The 15,150-nt window shown below is 44.8% G+C and carries 14 protein-coding genes; 7 read left to right on the top strand and 7 right to left on the bottom strand.

Annotated elements, in window-relative coordinates; genetic code table 11:
• Positions 1–14: 14 nt before the first annotated feature.
• The gene (dapD, locus tag BM283_RS04965) at positions 15–836 is read left to right on the top strand and encodes a 2,3,4,5-tetrahydropyridine-2,6-dicarboxylate N-succinyltransferase (RefSeq protein WP_090690310.1); all 822 of its coding nucleotides are present in this window, start codon (positions 15–17) and stop codon (positions 834–836) included.
• Between the two features lie 112 nt (positions 837–948).
• Here dapD and BM283_RS04960 read toward each other — a convergent pair whose 3' ends face one another.
• Both BM283_RS04960 and miaA read right to left on the bottom strand, forming a co-directional pair.
• The gene (locus BM283_RS04960; protein ID WP_090690307.1) at positions 949–1,305 is read right to left on the bottom strand and encodes a BON domain-containing protein; all 357 of its coding nucleotides are present in this window, start codon (positions 1,303–1,305) and stop codon (positions 949–951) included.
• A gap of 63 nt (positions 1,306–1,368) precedes the next feature.
• Positions 1,369–2,331, bottom strand: coding sequence for a tRNA (adenosine(37)-N6)-dimethylallyltransferase MiaA (gene miaA / locus BM283_RS04955; protein WP_090690306.1), 963 nt, complete (start codon positions 2,329–2,331; stop codon positions 1,369–1,371).
• A 198-nt stretch (positions 2,332–2,529) separates the two neighbouring features.
• On the opposite strand from miaA, the gene BM283_RS04950 reads away from it, so the two are divergent.
• Both BM283_RS04950 and ybaL read left to right on the top strand, forming a co-directional pair.
• Positions 2,530–2,721: a twin transmembrane helix small protein gene (locus tag BM283_RS04950; protein WP_090690302.1), complete on the top strand. Its 192-nt coding sequence runs from the start codon at positions 2,530–2,532 to the stop codon at positions 2,719–2,721.
• A 483-nt stretch (positions 2,722–3,204) separates the two neighbouring features.
• Positions 3,205–4,899 (top strand): cation:proton antiporter domain-containing protein, encoded by a 1,695-nt coding sequence (gene ybaL / locus BM283_RS04940; protein WP_090690298.1) that lies wholly within the window; start codon positions 3,205–3,207, stop codon positions 4,897–4,899.
• Positions 4,900–5,032: 133 nt separating this feature from the next.
• Here the strand turns inward: ybaL and BM283_RS04935 are convergent, their stop codons facing one another.
• The 5 genes from BM283_RS04935 to BM283_RS04915 all read right to left on the bottom strand — a co-directional run bounded on the left by BM283_RS04935 (position 5,033) and on the right by BM283_RS04915 (position 10,862).
• Complete coding sequence (locus BM283_RS04935; RefSeq protein WP_046849069.1) at positions 5,033–5,227, bottom strand: YbdD/YjiX family protein; 195 nt, start codon at positions 5,225–5,227, stop codon at positions 5,033–5,035.
• A 33-nt stretch (positions 5,228–5,260) separates the two neighbouring features.
• Complete coding sequence (locus BM283_RS04930; RefSeq protein WP_090690295.1) at positions 5,261–7,303, bottom strand: carbon starvation CstA family protein; 2,043 nt, start codon at positions 7,301–7,303, stop codon at positions 5,261–5,263.
• A 429-nt stretch (positions 7,304–7,732) separates the two neighbouring features.
• A complete protein-coding gene (locus tag BM283_RS04925) occupies positions 7,733–8,893 on the bottom strand; it encodes a toll/interleukin-1 receptor domain-containing protein (protein WP_090690293.1) in 1,161 nt (386 codons plus the stop codon).
• 284 nt (positions 8,894–9,177) lie between these two features.
• Entirely contained in the window at positions 9,178–9,885 is a 708-nt protein-coding gene (locus tag BM283_RS04920) for a J domain-containing protein (protein WP_139225192.1), read from the bottom strand.
• Positions 9,886–10,223: 338 nt separating this feature from the next.
• Positions 10,224–10,862: a hypothetical protein gene (locus BM283_RS04915; RefSeq protein WP_090690288.1), complete on the bottom strand. Its 639-nt coding sequence runs from the start codon at positions 10,860–10,862 to the stop codon at positions 10,224–10,226.
• A gap of 297 nt (positions 10,863–11,159) precedes the next feature.
• Here BM283_RS04915 and BM283_RS04910 point away from each other — a divergent pair, with 297 nt between their 5' ends.
• The 4 genes from BM283_RS04910 (at position 11,160) to BM283_RS04895 (ending at position 14,983) form a co-directional block, all read left to right on the top strand.
• Positions 11,160–11,762 (top strand): anthranilate synthase component II, encoded by a 603-nt coding sequence (locus BM283_RS04910; protein ID WP_090690285.1) that lies wholly within the window; start codon positions 11,160–11,162, stop codon positions 11,760–11,762.
• Between the two features lie 3 nt (positions 11,763–11,765).
• Positions 11,766–12,791, top strand: a complete 1,026-nt coding sequence (trpD, locus tag BM283_RS04905) for an anthranilate phosphoribosyltransferase (RefSeq protein WP_090690282.1) — start codon at positions 11,766–11,768, stop codon at positions 12,789–12,791.
• Between the two features lie 9 nt (positions 12,792–12,800).
• The gene (locus tag BM283_RS04900; protein WP_090690280.1) at positions 12,801–13,691 is read left to right on the top strand and encodes an indole-3-glycerol phosphate synthase TrpC; all 891 of its coding nucleotides are present in this window, start codon (positions 12,801–12,803) and stop codon (positions 13,689–13,691) included.
• A 326-nt stretch (positions 13,692–14,017) separates the two neighbouring features.
• Positions 14,018–14,983 carry a PstS family phosphate ABC transporter substrate-binding protein gene (locus BM283_RS04895; RefSeq protein ID WP_090690277.1) on the top strand — a complete coding sequence of 322 codons (966 nt, stop codon included), beginning with the start codon at positions 14,018–14,020 and terminating at the stop codon, positions 14,981–14,983.
• Positions 14,984–15,150: the final 167 nt, after the last annotated feature.

The raw sequence follows: 15,150 nt of genomic DNA, 5'->3' as shown, positions 1-15,150 counted from the left end.
CGTTAAGGAATAGCATGGAACAATTGCAAGCCATAATTGAAGAAGCTTTTGAGCGGCGTGCCGAGATTACCCCACGTAATGTCGAAGCCAACCTCAAAGAGTCAATTGCACAAGTCATTAATCTGCTGGACACTGGTAAGTTGCGTGTGGCTGAAAAAATTGGTGCTGAGTGGGTGACTCACCAGTGGATCAAAAAAGCAGTATTGTTATCTTTCCGGATAGAAGATAACAGTTTCATAAAAGGAGGTTTCTCCAATTACTTTGACAAGATTCCATCGAAATTTGCAGATTATAGTTCTAGAGATTTTCGTGATGGTGGCTTTCGGGTAGTGCCACCTGCGGCAGTTCGTCGAGGTTCATTTATCGCCAATAATGTGGTGCTGATGCCTTCGTATGTGAATATTGGCGCTTATGTGGATGAGGGTACCATGGTGGATACGTGGGCCACGGTGGGTTCTTGTGCTCAGATTGGTAAGAATGTGCATTTATCGGGGGGAGTGGGAATTGGGGGTGTACTGGAACCGGTGCAGGCCAATCCCACGATCATAGAAGATAATTGTTTTATCGGTGCACGCTCTGAAATTGTGGAAGGGGTGACTGTCGGGGAAAATTCAGTCATTTCAATGGGGGTTTATATTGGCCAGAGTACGAAGATATACAACCGTGAAACGGGGGAGATCAGCTATGGCCGCATACCGCCGGGTTCAGTTGTCGTATCAGGAAGCCTGCCTGCAGAGAACAGGCAATATAGCCTTTATTGCGCGGTGATTGTAAAACAGGTTGATGCTAAAACTCGCTCCAAAACAGGTATTAACGAATTGTTGCGCGGAATTTAACAACCAGCGGTAATCTATGCTGTATTAAATAAACCCCGGATCTTCCCGGGGTAACCAGTATCATTTTTATTATTTCTCATATAGCTAGAATAGCTAGCGTTTATTGGGCCGTTTATTGGTTTGCCGTTGATTGACTGTCCTTCGTGCGCAATTGGTTGTTCACCTTTTTAACTCCTTCCACCAACCATGTTTGCATAATGACCTGATCAGCTTGGGCCTGATTATCAACCAGACCATTTAAAGAGACTTCGCCGTTTTTGACATCAATATTGAGAGCCAGATTTTTTGTATCGGCATGATCGGATAGCCTTGCTTTAATATTGTTAAGAATGGCATTATCATCGTATTGCTGTCCTTCAGGGGGCACCACCCAGGATTCATGCACTCTTTCTGAATTACCACAACCTGATAGCATGACCATGCTAAAAAGTATTGCAATTAGTATCCATAACTTATGGCGTATTTCCATATTGTCTCCTCAAAGTTAAAGTTAGCCTAAATTTAGTTAGTAGGGGAAAGAGCATCTTGCGCGTCAATGAATTGCTAGATCTCTGGTTTGCAAGTACGCGATTACTTGCCGGGGTAAATTTTCAGCAAGACAGTCAAATTCCTGTAATCCTGTCATTGCCCGTAACCAGGTCAATTGACGTTTGGCTAATTGTCGCGTAGCTGCAATTCCCATATCCATCATTGTAGTGCGACTAATGAGATTGTCCAGATACATATATACCTGCCGATAGCCGACACAACGCATGGAGGGCGTTTCTGCCTTGACACAAAATTGATCACGGATCGTGCGAACCTCATCAATCAAGCCCATTGCGATCATTTTTTCAAAACGGATAAGAATGCGCTCATGCAGAATTTTTCGATCGGCTGGCAGAAGCGCCATGCTGATCAAGTGATAGGGAAGCGGGGTGCTTTGCTGTTGTGATAGGATATCTGACATGGGTCTATCTGTGAGATAGTATACTTCCAGTGCACGTTGAATGCGTTGGCTATCATGAGGTTTAATGCGTTCTGCAGAGATTGGATCAAACTGCTTCAATCTATGATGCATTTCTGGCCAGCCTTTTTTAGCAGCGGTTATTTCAATTTCTTTGCGAATACTTTCATTTGCGGAGGGAAGTGTAGAGAGGCCTTCTTTTAAGGCTTTGAAATAAAGCATGGTGCCACCCACTAATAATGGAATGTTCCCTCTTGCCGTGATTTCATCCATTTTTGTGAGTGCATCTTTGCAAAATTGTGCGGCAGAATAATGCTCGTCTGGATTAATTAAATCAATCAGATGATGGGGGACTGCGGCCAAATCATATTGATCAGGCTTGGCGCTGCCGATATTCATTTTCCGATAAACCTGAGCTGAATCCACGCTGATGATTTCAACCGGAAAATATTGGGCTATTTCCATTGCCACATTCGATTTTCCGCTAGCTGTCGGTCCCATTAGAAGAATAGCAGGCGGAAGCTCGACTATGTTGTGCCTGCTCAACATATTATTCTGAAAAAATTTGAAGTTATTAGCAAAATATCGGGAACCTATCTAAAAATTACTGGATCAATCATATGTCATGGTAATCAGTTACAATATATAAGCCGAATCGCCAACAAAACAACATGAAATACTTAAAGTCATCGAGTACTTAAGCTTGATGGTCACTTAATTAAATTCCAACCATTATAGGAATAAAAATTGAAGATCTTTGCTATTTTACTATTGCTGATAATACTTTACAGCCTTGGATCCGCACTTTATTATATGGTGAAAGATAATGGGCAGGGCACACGTATGGTCAAATCATTAACAATCCGTATTGCGCTGTCACTGGTGCTTTTTGTTGTCATGATGGCAGCAACTTATATTAATTATATTCATAAAAGTTGATTATTTTGACTGCCCCAAATTTTGGTAAATCTGGCAGCGAACGATTAAAACCATCCTTCTCCTGTTATGCGGTAACTATAGCTGAGCCGGTGCAGCATGATTAGAAATACCGCTACAAATTGCAGAATGATTTTCTAGAGTGTCAGCTTTGATCTAAAGCAGACAAGCATCATCTTAAACAGAGTATCAGTAATAGTGTGATGAGCTGAAGCATTTACCAAATTAAATGCTCACTCCCTATGGCGTTCCCTGGCCAAAGGCATCTTATTGCCTGTTATTCCATCTCCCAATCAAACATGACGCGAAGGCGAGCCAGCCGCAGACAGTATCAATCATACGGCAAGGCAGCAAGCAAAGTTTAGCTGACAAAGTCAGTTTTAATTTAGAAATGGAATTATTCAGGCATGTTACATTATTCTAGTAATGGGCTGAAGCATTCGGCTCTGATTGCTAGCATAAATAAAACCATCCATTTTTTGCGGAATGCCACACAGCACAATTCTAATTACAACGATTGCGGTCAGTCTTGGCCTGGCGTTGATTATGGGAATCATTGCCCAACGCTTGAAGCTGCCTGTTTTGGTAGGCTATCTGTTGGCGGGCATGATCATCGGTCCTTATTCGCCCGGATTTGTAGCCGATATCGAATTATCCAATCAACTGGCAGAAATCGGTGTCATCCTATTGATGTTTGGTGTGGGTTTGCATTTTTCGTTAGATGATCTGCTGGCTGTTCGACGCATTGCATTACCAGGCGCAATTGCACAGATAGCAGTGGCAACCGCGCTGGGCGCTACCATTGCGATAAGTTGGGGTTGGAGCATAGGGGGAGGTATTGTATTCGGTTTGGCACTCTCGGTAGCCAGCACGGTCGTACTACTGCGTGCGCTCGAGCAGCATGGTCAGCTTAAATCGATTAATGGCAGAATAGCAGTCGGCTGGCTCATTGTTGAAGATTTAGTCGTTGTGCTGGCTCTCGTATTGCTGCCTCCGCTTTCTGTCGGGCTAATCAGCGACAACAGTGCAGTCGATGGCACAAAATTAGTTATAACACTTATCCTCACCTTGGCTAAAGTGTCAATATTCATCGGATTCATGCTCATCGTAGGGAAAAGACTGTTTCCCTGGCTGCTCTGGCATGTTGCCAGCACCAAATCGAATGAGCTGTTCACGCTATGCGTCATCGCCGTGGCAGTAGGGATTGCGTATGGTGCGGCGATCCTGTTTGATGTGTCCTTTGCGTTAGGTGCGTTCTTCTCCGGTATGGTAATGCGAGAGTCGAGTTTAAGTCATCGAGCAGCGCAGGAATCTCTACCGCTCAGAGACGCTTTTTCGGTGCTGTTTTTCGTCTCAGTGGGAATGTTGTTTGATCCGCATATTCTGACCGAAGAGCCGCTGCACGTGCTCATTGTCGTTGCGATCATTTTGCTGGGAAAATCACTGGTCGCCTTCATACTGGTGCTCCTGTTTCACTACCCGCTCAACACAGCCCTTACTGTATCGGTCAGCCTTGCGCAAATTGGAGAGCTTTCATTTATTCTTGCTTCACTCGGTCTGACGATAGGCCTGCTCCCGCCGGAAGGATACAGCCTGATATTAGCGGGTGCCTTTATTTCAATTACGCTTAACCCGCTGGTCTTTCAAACAGCTGAGCCCATCCAGAACTGGATCCGTGCGCGCTCCCGTCTTGCCCGCAGGCTGGAGCATTCAATGGATCCGTTGGCAGAATTGCCGATGGCGGTTGCCTCCAATTACGTAACGAATCATGTCGTGATTGTGGGTTATGGGGCTGTGGGAAAGCGTGTCGGTGAAACGCTGACCAAGGAAGAAATTCATTTTGTAGTCGCAGATCATAACCGGGAAATCGTCGAACGCTTACGGAGGGAAGGCATTCACGCTGTGGCGGGTGATGCGGTTGAACCGGCTGTCCTGATCCAGGCGCATATTTCACGTGCCAGTGTATTGATCATCACCGCTGCGGATGCATTGCGGATACAACAAATGGTCGAAACAACCCATATCCTGAATCCTCAGGTTGAGATCCTGATCAGCACGCATGATGCAGAAGATGCGGCCCGACTACAAAAAGAAAATGCCGGGAGGGTATTCCTGGATGAACAGGAGCTTGCCAATAACATTACCCATCATATATTAAAAAAATTGGGAAGCCACAAATAGCAGTATGCCCAAGTATCTTCGGTAGAAAACCGATCATACTGTTATGCATGTTTGAAGCAATTAAATTTAAGAAGCGTCTCACCTATCTCATGCCTGAGTCGGGTAAGACGCCCGGTTTTCATTAATCGCGAGGTCAACAACAGCGGCTGATTTTGCCACCGTACCGTGCTTCTTGTCGCTCACGGAAGAATGCTTCATAAGACATGATGGCCTTATCAGGATGCGCTTCTCTCATATGCGCAACATATACGTCGTATTCAGGTACACCGATCATTAAGCGCAGGCTTTGTCCTAAGTAACTCGCTGCGCGGATAACTTTATGTAACATGATGAAACACCTCTATTGAGTAAGTGGTAGCCATTAATAAGGATTGACAGGAGAGAGTTCGACGCGCACGGCTCTGCGTGCCAGCAATACCGCTCTCAAACCAAAAAACAGCATGCTGAGCAATATGCACATGAACATCGCAGCAAGCCCCGCATCCAGATAATCATTGAAAATCACCTGCTGCATCTGAGAAGCCGATTTCGCGGGCGCAAGCAGATTGCCTGCACTGAGCGCTTCCTCGTATGAGGTCGCATGAGCGAGAAAACCAATACGGGGATTCTCATCAAATATCTTATGCCAGGCAGCTGTTAAGGTGGTGCAGGCAATCCAAACAGTCGGCACAATGGTGATCCAGGCATACCGGTCGCGTTGCATTTTGAACAGGATGCAGGTACACAAAATGAGCGCAATACAGGCGAGCATCTGATTGGTAATGCCGAACAGCGGCCACAAGGTATTAATGCCGCCTAAGGGATCGATCACCCCCTGGTAGAGAAAATATCCCCAGCCACTGACACATAACGTGGTAGCAATGAGATTGGCGGAAATGGAGTCAGTGCGTTTCATCGCAGGGACAAAGGTACCGAGCAGATCCTGCAGCATGAATCGTCCCGCCCGGGTACCTGCATCGACTGCGGTCAGGATAAAGAGCGCTTCAAACAGAATCGCGAAGTGATACCAGAATGCCATCATTGCCTGTCCACCGATAAAGTTGGACAGAATTTGCGCCATGCCGACAGCCAGAGTAGGGGCGCCGCCGGTACGGGAGATGATGGTATGTTCCCCCACATCCTTGGCCGTTTGAGTCAACATCTCCGGCGTAAGATAAAAGCCCCATTGCGAAATGGTATGCGCAGCAGACTCGGCGGTGGTGCCGATTAACGCCGCAGGGCTATTCATGGCAAAATAGATCCCGGGTTCGATAATGGAAGCCGCAACCAGTGCCATAATTGCGACAAATGACTCCATCAGCATGGCGCCGTAGCCAATGAAACGCGCGTCCTGCTCATTTTTAATCATTTTCGGTGTGGTACCGGATGAAATCAACGAGTGAAAACCGGAGACCGCACCGCATGCGATGGTGATAAACAGGAACGGAAACAAGCTGCCAGACCAGACCGGGCCCGTCCCATCGACAAACTGGGTGAAGGCCGGCATTTTAAGCTCGGGAGAAATAATCAGCACGCCCACAGCTAACCCGACAATCGTGCCGATCTTCAGGAAAGTCGACAGATAATCACGCGGCGCCAACAACAGCCAGACCGGCAATACCGAAGCGATGGCACCATACGCAATCAACATAAAGGTAAGCTGAATCCCATTAAAGGTAAACCAGGCGGCCAGCTCAGGATTTTCCTGAATCGATTGACCGCCGACGATCGCAAGCATGAGCAGAATAAAGCCGAGCAAGGACACCTCACCGATCTGTCCCGGGCGAAGATAGCGCGCATAAATCCCCATGAAGAACGCAATCGGAATAGTCGCCGCTACGGTAAAAGTGCCCCAAGGTGACTCTGCCAGCGCCTTGACCACAATCAACGCCAATACCGCCAGCAGAATCAGCATGATAAAAAAGGTACCAACCAGTGCGATCATACCCGGAACAGGCCCAAGCTCAGATTTGATCATATCGCCGAGCGAGCGGCCATCGCGCCGCATCGACATGAATAACACCACGAAATCCTGAACGGCACCGGCTACCACCACACCGATCAACAACCACAGCAAACCGGGTAAATAACCCATCTGGGCAGCCAGAATCGGTCCAACCAACGGCCCGGCACCAGCAATCGCAGCAAAATGATGGCCAAACAACACATACTTATTGGTCGGCACATAATCCAGCCCATCATTAAATTTATGCGCAGGCGTGATGCGCTCAGCATCCAGCCCTAATACGCGCCGTGAAATAAACAGGCTGTAATAGCGATAGCCGATCAGGTGGACACAAACTGCTGCGATCACAATCCAGATCGCGTTAATAGATTCGCCTTGCTGCAGGGCAATCACGCCAAAAGAAAAGGCACCTAGAATGGCTAAGATCAGCCAGCCAGTATGCTTGATAAGATGACTCATGTTTTTTCCTGTAGGTAATAGTTATAGTTACGATTGATTTGGAACGTGACGCGTGTATGGTTATGAATTTTACTTGACTCATAGGCCATAAGAATATTGTTAAAATGATATTGTTAGCATAACTAACCCTGGCTATCTCACTAGTAGCATGTTCCAGAAAAAGGGGTCAGCCAATTATATGATGCATGAAGTACATTTATGATACGTGTGGCCATAAATGAATATACAGAAGAATGGTTTTGTGGCACGTCCGTGGGCAGAACAAATTCAGCGGAACACTACCTGGTCTACCTGACTTGGCTGCAGAGGGGCGCTTCGCTTAATTAATTTATTTGATCCAAGCCAAGCCAAGCGGTGAGATGGCGCAAAATTTATTTTTAGGGAGAGACGTATGTGCTATCCAGTTCAATGTGCCAGATATATGAATGGTTAAGCTCCAGTAAGTGTATTCAAAAGCTCCATCGATGCTTCCCTTATCTTTGATCTGTCCCCTTCACGGCAATCAAAGTAGTTTCGGTATTTCATGTAGGTCGGAAGCTGCGTCGTGTAGAGGTAGACAGGAAAGATAATATTCTCGTCAGTTTCGCGGCTTCTTATCCAGGCAATGTTAAACTCCTCCTTGCACACTTTTGAACTCAAGTAGTCTGGCGACAGTAAAGCAACCACCTTACGGCATTTGTCGAGAGTTTCAAAGATTTCGGGCTGCCATGCTGAGCCAATATTCAATGCCTTGCGATCCACAAATATCCTGATGCCCGGACGCAACTCGCGCAGTGCTTTCTCAAATGCCTCACTGTCATTTGCATTATTTCGGGAGTAGCTGATGAACACATCGTATTCGTCGCGAAGCGCTTTCTCAATTAAATCACCTGTGAGTAATTTACCACCTTGGATTATTTCATTACGTAGGGTTAATTTATCATGTGAGCGGATGACTTTATCACCTTGGATTATTTTATTATGTAGGTTTAATTTATCACTTTGGATTAAATTACCTTGTGACAGGTATTCGGCCTTCTTCTCTGAGAAGAGCTGTAGCGCATCCAATACTTGAGTATCCGATCGAGTGACCATCTTAATGCGATCCAGTGGCAGACCGATCTCTAGCCAATGGAGCGCAGCTTCCAATAGCGGATTCAACATCTCTCGCACGGAATAGCTTTGATCTCCAGATGCAACCACAGGTATGGCAATTGTCTTTATATCCTCCCGTTCCGCCACTATAGGCGTGAGTGCGCGGAAGATGTCCCCAACAAGTTCAGGCAGTGAGCCTCGAACAAGCGGCTCGAAGCACAGGATTCGTCTAAATTGGAGTCTTGGATCTTGAGTTGAGAACTCCCTCGATAGCCAACAGGAAAAATTCTCCCGTAGGTCAATATCTTTTATGATGGATAATGCTTCTACTGATAAGCCCTTTTGATATAGAGCTCCAATCAACGAGGAAGGGGTGGGGGTGTAGTCATTCGGAAAGGCTGAAACGACCAGAAGATCGAATTCTTCGGCTGGTGATAGGTCCGTCAGGTCGCCCTGATAGAGCTCGATACGTTTCTCTTCTCTCCCACGGATTTCAATAGAATCTAAAAGCTTCATAGGTATTCTTCCTGATGATTGCCGACAAAAATCAAGCTTGACTAGTAATTATATAGTTTTCATATATCTTCCATGCTTTTGGAATTTACAGCAAAAAATTATTACTTCTGAAAGAAGTGATAATTATTAAATGAAGAAGTGAAATAGAGTTATTGAGGTTATTGCAGCAAGGGATGTTTTATTTTATTTGACCAAAAGAGGTCATTACAATGAGGGCAATTATCAGCGTTTATCTTATTTTATTTTTGCATACGCCAGATTAAGTTCTAATTTTTACAGGCAAGTTACTCAGCAAGCCCATACTCTTTAAGCATTCTATAAGCACCAATAATTTCTTTTGATTTTCTTTCCGCAAGGTCTCGTATTTCAACATCAAGAGTAGATACTTTATCGGGATGATATTCCTTAATTTTCCTTTTATAGGCCCATCTTATGTCGGAAGGAGTTGCATCCAACCGAACCCCAAGAATCGTGTAGCATTTAGAAATGCTGAGGGTTAGTTCGCTCTCTTCGTCATCGCTATTGTTTATTAAGTAAACGTATAAAAAGCCGTTGGCATCCTGACTTAGCTTATAACGTGTGTTACAGGATGGACATTTCCATATTGCCGTCGATGGCGGCATAGATACTCTAAGTTTTTGCGCACATTCTGGACATTGAAATACCTTTGTATGTGTTCCTTCATTACGTTGTGAACCCGGAGCAAAAAAAATTTTTTGGCTATCTTTATATTTGTTTTTTAGCAAATAAAATAAGCCAAATACTGTTACGGGAAATATTATTGGTAGCATATCTTCTGGCAGATCAAAAGTACTCCAAGAAACAAATACGAATGATAAGGCAAAAAAAGAATAATAAACCATCAATAACGAATTAGTTAAGATACGTCCAAATGGATAGCCTGCTTTAGAGCATAAGTAGCTCCCAATGAACATTACTCCAATAATGGTTACAAAAAATGAGAGAGCAATCAATTCTAATGAGCTATCCATGCGCTTTTTACTTAATAATTTATTTATATGGAACTGTATATTATTAATGCTCCTGGCATTAGCTGCAGCGAAGTTGTTATGTTTTTCAGATTTGCTCGCTGTATATCATCTTAAATAGAACAAAATATAGTTCTCGAGATAATGAAAATGGTTTTTTCAGATTAGGCAGGATATTGGAGGGATATTGGGTGATATTGACTGATTAGCTTATGGCCGAAGAGAGAATTTCAATGACGTTATTTGGTAGTTCTTATTCAAACCAATCTCTGAATAAGTCAGATTTCATCATAAAGCCGCTTTCTGAGTATTTTTTTACTGAAAATGATCAATTAGCAAAATTAATTAGATTCTGCTGGTGATTCTTCAAGCATTGAAAAAATATCATATACACATTTTCTGAACTCATTAATAGTATCTTGTGAATAGGTATGCTTTAAGCTTCCATTACCACCGATCGAGGTATCTTTGACAGCCAAATCTATAGGAAGAAGGACATCCATTCCATTTTTACTACGATTGAAGCCTATAGTTGGGTTTTCACCGCTAACAATATCTATAATCACGGCCAATGTTGTATTATTAATTTGAGGAACAAACAAGCGATAGCCTTTATTATCTGCTTCATGGGACTCGTATATACTGCCAGCAGTAGTACCATTTGAGGTTTTTATAAATGCGTAATAGGGTGCTTCTACAATATTGCTATTCAATACATCAGCAACACCTAGTTTTAGCATCATCCCGAACGGCTCAATATATAAAGCTATGCTACCAACAGCGATTATCGGTTTACCTGCTCGATAAGCAAAATCTTGTGTAGATGTTTCAAAATTTATCTCACAACCTTGTAGCTTGCCGCTATATGAAATCTGCCTGAAGCCTGCCCGCAATGTTCCAACAAATTGCTCATAGTTTTGAGCATGAACCATTGAGCTTATTAAAAGAGAAATAAGCAATGCTGGATATATTGATTTCATGTCAAAATGACTGATTTTAGCAAAATGACCGAGCTATATTTTAAAAAGAGTTGAATAAGTTTTGACTCCATTTTTAATAAGCTAATCTTCTACTACAACCCTTTAATCATTTGATTTGGTTTTATCTGGTGTTTATAACGAAGCCATAATAGTGGATAATAACAATCTTTTACGCATTTTCAGATTACCGGAGTCGATTACTGGAGCCGAGAATCATCAAAAAAGTGGGTATTGTAGCGGGTATCAAACTATATTATTTTAATCGGTAATTAAATTATTCAAAAACATAGCTTCTATATGCTGCTAATGATCGACAATTACGATTCCTTTACCTATAACCTGGTGCAATATCTGGGTGAGCTCGGTGAAGAAGTCGAGGTTTTCCGTAATGATGAAATAACGCTGGAGCGCATTAAACAGCTTCATCCTGACAGAATTGTCATTTCCCCGGGGCCTTGTACGCCGAATGAAGCCGGTATTTCTTTGTCGTTGCTTAAAGATTACGCAGGACAGGTGCCAACACTCGGGGTATGTCTGGGTCACCAGAGTATTGGCCAGGCATTCGGTGGCCGCATCGTTCACGCCAAACAGCTCATGCATGGTAAAACCTCACAGATTTTTCACCATGATGTCGGGGTATTTCGCGGTTTGCCTAATCCGTTTGTGGCCACGCGTTATCATTCTCTCGTGATTGAACGTGAAAGTTTGCCGGATTGTCTCGAGATTACCGCCTGGACGGAAGATGGGGAAATCATGGGGGTGCGCCATAAGACGCTGCCGATCGAGGGGGTGCAGTTTCATCCTGAGTCAATTCTGAGTGAACAGGGTCATGAATTACTACAGAATTTTCTGGTGGGTGGTTCGGAAGCAAGAAATAACGCCTTTCATAGAGCTGGTTAATCTGTGAGTCCACAAGCAATACTCACTCGCCTGATTGAGCAGCGCGAAATTCCATACGATGACATGCTGGCGCTGATGCGCAAAATTATGGCAGGCGAGTTATCTCCTGCCTTAATTGCGGCCATTATCACCGGGCTGCGGGTAAAAAAAGAGAGCATCGAAGAAATTGCTGCCGCCGCACAGGTGATGCGTGAATTTGCTGCACGGGTTGATGTGTCGGATTTGACTCATTTAGTGGATACCTGTGGAACGGGGGGCGATACTTCCCATACCTTCAATGTTTCTACTGCCTCGGCTTTTGTTGCCGCCGCCGCCGGGGCACAGGTGGCCAAACACGGCGGGCGCTCAGTATCGAGCAAATCAGGCAGTGCGGATGTGCTCGAAGCAATCGGAATCAATCTGGATCAAACGCCTCAGCAAATTGCTCAGTCAATTGACCACATCGGTGTCGGCTTCATGTTTGCGCCTAATTTTCATCATGCCATGAAGCATGCTGCTCCGGTGCGGCGAGAGCTGGGGGTACGCACCCTATTCAATATTCTGGGGCCACTAACTAACCCTGCCGGTGCCAGAAATCAGCTATTAGGCGTCTTTGATGCGAAGCTGGTCAGCATTATTACGCGGGTGCTACAACGGCTGGGTAGCCATCATGTCATGGTGGTGCACGGTTATGATGGTCTGGATGAGATCACGATTACCGGGGAAACCAGAGTAGGTGAGCTGAAGCAGGGTGAAATTTATGAATATACCATCCAGCCGGAGGATTTTGGGATTGCCAGTGCACCGATTGAAACGATTAAAGTAACCGATCTAATCCATGCCAAAGAAATGCTGCTCGCTGTGCTGGATAATCAACCTGGTCCCGCAAGAGACATTGTTTTATTGAATGCAGGCGCAGCCATTTACGTGGCGGGAATCACCGCATCGCTTGCCGAAGGGATTGAAAAGGCACGGGATGTTCTCGCAAGTGGGGCAGCCAGGAAAAAGATGCAGGATTTAATTGAATTTTCTCATCATAAAAATAGCTAGGATGCAAGCATGTCTGACATTCTGAATAAAATTCTCACCGTTAAAGCGCAAGAAGTGGCAGCCGCCAAGGCATCGAAACCATTATCCGTCATACAAGCAGAAGCTGAAGCGGCAAATCCTGCACGTGATTTTGTTGGTGCTATTCACAGCAAAATTAAGCAGGGATTCCCTGCGGTGATTGCTGAAATAAAACAGGCGAGCCCAAGCAAGGGACTGTTGCGTGGGCGGGTCACATCAGCTGCTTCTTCTGACTTGACCATGGGGAATACACAGGGTGCCGAGATCGAAGGTTTTGATCCGGCAGAAATTGCGGCAAGTTATGCCAACCATGGTGCAGCTTGCCTATCTGTTTTGACAGATAAACAGTTCTTTATGGGAAATGCGGATTATTTAAAGCAGGCGCGCGCAGCCTGTGAGCTACCGGTGTTGCGTAAGGACTTTCTTCTGGATGATTATCAGGTGTTTGAATCGCGCGCCATGGGAGCAGATTGTATTCTGCTGATCGTTTCTGCTTTTCAGCTGTTTCCTTACCCCGATGAAAAGCAGGCGGCTGATTCGTTTACGCGTATGCATCAACTCGAGTCTCTGGCGCACTCTCTCGGGATGGCAGTACTGGTTGAAGTGCACGATGCCGATGAGCTTGAACTTGCCTTGCAGTTGGCTACGCCGCTGATCGGGATTAACAATCGCAATTTGCGTACTTTTGAAACACGCCTGGATACGACTTTGCAATTGCTCGAACAAATTCCGGGGGGGAAAATCGTCGTGACTGAAAGCGGCATTAAAACACGTGATGATGTCGCATTGATGCAGGCACATCAGGTCAATACATTTTTGGTAGGGGAAACATTTATGCGCGCAGACGATCCGGGAGTAGAGTTAGAGCGATTGTTTTTTTAACAAAACTTCGCATAAGTAGCTGCTGGGGCACATTGAAAGGGTGCCTGCAAGCCGGATAATCAGTGAATAGTAAGCTTTGAAGTGGCTTGTCACAATTTTGCAATATTTCTCCACTAGTATTCGTTATTCCGTTGCTATATCAAAACTGACTTTGTCGGCTTTACCTTGTCTTATGGGTGGATACTGTCTGCGGTTCGCCTCGCGTCATGTTTGATTTGGAAATAGAATGGCTTATTTTACTAAGCGATATCATTAACTTGCAGCGCTAATTACGTACGGAGGAACTTACTTTGAAATCACACCTACTCAGAATTATCCCTTTCGTGATGACCTTGACAACGGTAGTCACGATGAATCATCCAGCCCATGCCGGTCCTGTTGTGACGATGGATGGTTCTAGTACGGTTTATCCCATTACAGAAGCCGTTGCGGAAGATTTCCAGATCGCCAAAAAAGGTAGCATTCGGGTGACGGTAGGGATATCGGGGACAGGCGGTGGGTTTAAGAAGTTTTGTCGAGGAGAAATCGATATCGTTAATGCCTCGAGACCAATCCAGCATTCTGAAATGGAAGCTTGCAAAGCAGCAGGCGTTCAGTATATAGAAATGCCGATTGCATTTGATGCCTTAACCGTCGCCATTAATCCCCAGAATACCTGGAGCAGAACGATCACTGTTGCCGAGCTGAAAAAAATATGGGAGCCGTCGGCACAGGGGAAAATAACTAAATGGAATCAAGTTAATCCGGCCTGGCCTGATGAAAAAATCAAGCTATTTGGTGCAGGTGCGGATTCCGGAACATTCGATTATTTTACGGAAGCCATTGTGGGTAAGGCAAAATCGAGCCGAGGTGATTTTACTGCGTCTGAAGATGATAACGTACTGGTACAAGGGATCGCAACGGATAAGTATAGCCTGGGTTTCTTTGGCTTTGCCTATTACACTGAGAACAAGAAAAAAGTCAATGCTGCTGCGATCGATAATGGTAAGGGTGGTGTCATTCCTTCAGCAGAAACAGTCGAAAATGGCAGTTATCAGCCGTTATCTCGCCCGATCTTTATTTATGTCAATGCCAAAGCGGCAGATAAGCCGGAAGTGAATGAATTCGTCAATTTCTACATGAAAAATGCACCCACCCTCGTAAAAGAAGTTAAATACTTTCCTTTGCCGGCAGAGATTTATCAGTTGAACCTCGATCACCTTAAGCAAAGAAAAGTAGGGACCGTCTTTGGTGGTGAGAGCAAACTGGATCTTAGAATTGATGACGTCGTCAAACTGGAAAGGCACTTATAAAATAGATAGTCTCCGGTAAAGCCGGAGGCTATTTTGATTGGCTTCTCAATGGCTGAGGCATTAAATGCTCATTTTTTGAGCAAGTGCTTTCCGTGCGCTCTGTACTCCTCGTTGGTTCACTCACTTATTCAAATCTTACGTAGTATATAGGTAATTTCCCGACTGAA

The sequence above is a fragment of the Nitrosomonas sp. Nm34 genome, from assembly GCF_900113925.1.
Classification (GTDB): Bacteria; Pseudomonadota; Gammaproteobacteria; order Burkholderiales; family Nitrosomonadaceae; genus Nitrosomonas.
Note: the sequence above shows the minus strand (reverse complement) of the source record. Positions and strands in the feature narration are given on the sequence as shown.

Excerpts from the sequence above, each read along its gene's own strand:
- BM283_RS04895 (WP_090690277.1), top strand. The coding sequence starts at position 14,018 with ATGACCTTGACAACGGTAGTCACGATGAATCATCCAGCCCATGCCGGT.
- ybaL (WP_090690298.1), top strand. The coding sequence starts at position 3,205 with ATGCCACACAGCACAATTCTAATTACAACGATTGCGGTCAGTCTTGGC.
- miaA (WP_090690306.1), bottom strand. The coding sequence starts at position 2,331 with ATGTTGAGCAGGCACAACATAGTCGAGCTTCCGCCTGCTATTCTTCTA.
- BM283_RS04930 (WP_090690295.1), bottom strand. The coding sequence starts at position 7,303 with ATGAGTCATCTTATCAAGCATACTGGCTGGCTGATCTTAGCCATTCTA.
- BM283_RS04960 (WP_090690307.1), bottom strand. The coding sequence starts at position 1,305 with ATGGAAATACGCCATAAGTTATGGATACTAATTGCAATACTTTTTAGC.
- BM283_RS04920 (WP_139225192.1), bottom strand. The coding sequence starts at position 9,885 with ATGGATAGCTCATTAGAATTGATTGCTCTCTCATTTTTTGTAACCATT.
- BM283_RS04900 (WP_090690280.1), top strand. The coding sequence starts at position 12,801 with ATGTCTGACATTCTGAATAAAATTCTCACCGTTAAAGCGCAAGAAGTG.
- BM283_RS04925 (WP_090690293.1), bottom strand. The coding sequence starts at position 8,893 with ATGAAGCTTTTAGATTCTATTGAAATCCGTGGGAGAGAAGAGAAACGT.
- dapD (WP_090690310.1), top strand. The coding sequence starts at position 15 with ATGGAACAATTGCAAGCCATAATTGAAGAAGCTTTTGAGCGGCGTGCC.
- BM283_RS04915 (WP_090690288.1), bottom strand. The coding sequence starts at position 10,862 with ATGAAATCAATATATCCAGCATTGCTTATTTCTCTTTTAATAAGCTCA.
- BM283_RS04935 (WP_046849069.1), bottom strand. The coding sequence starts at position 5,227 with ATGTTACATAAAGTTATCCGCGCAGCGAGTTACTTAGGACAAAGCCTG.
- BM283_RS04910 (WP_090690285.1), top strand. The coding sequence starts at position 11,160 with ATGCTGCTAATGATCGACAATTACGATTCCTTTACCTATAACCTGGTG.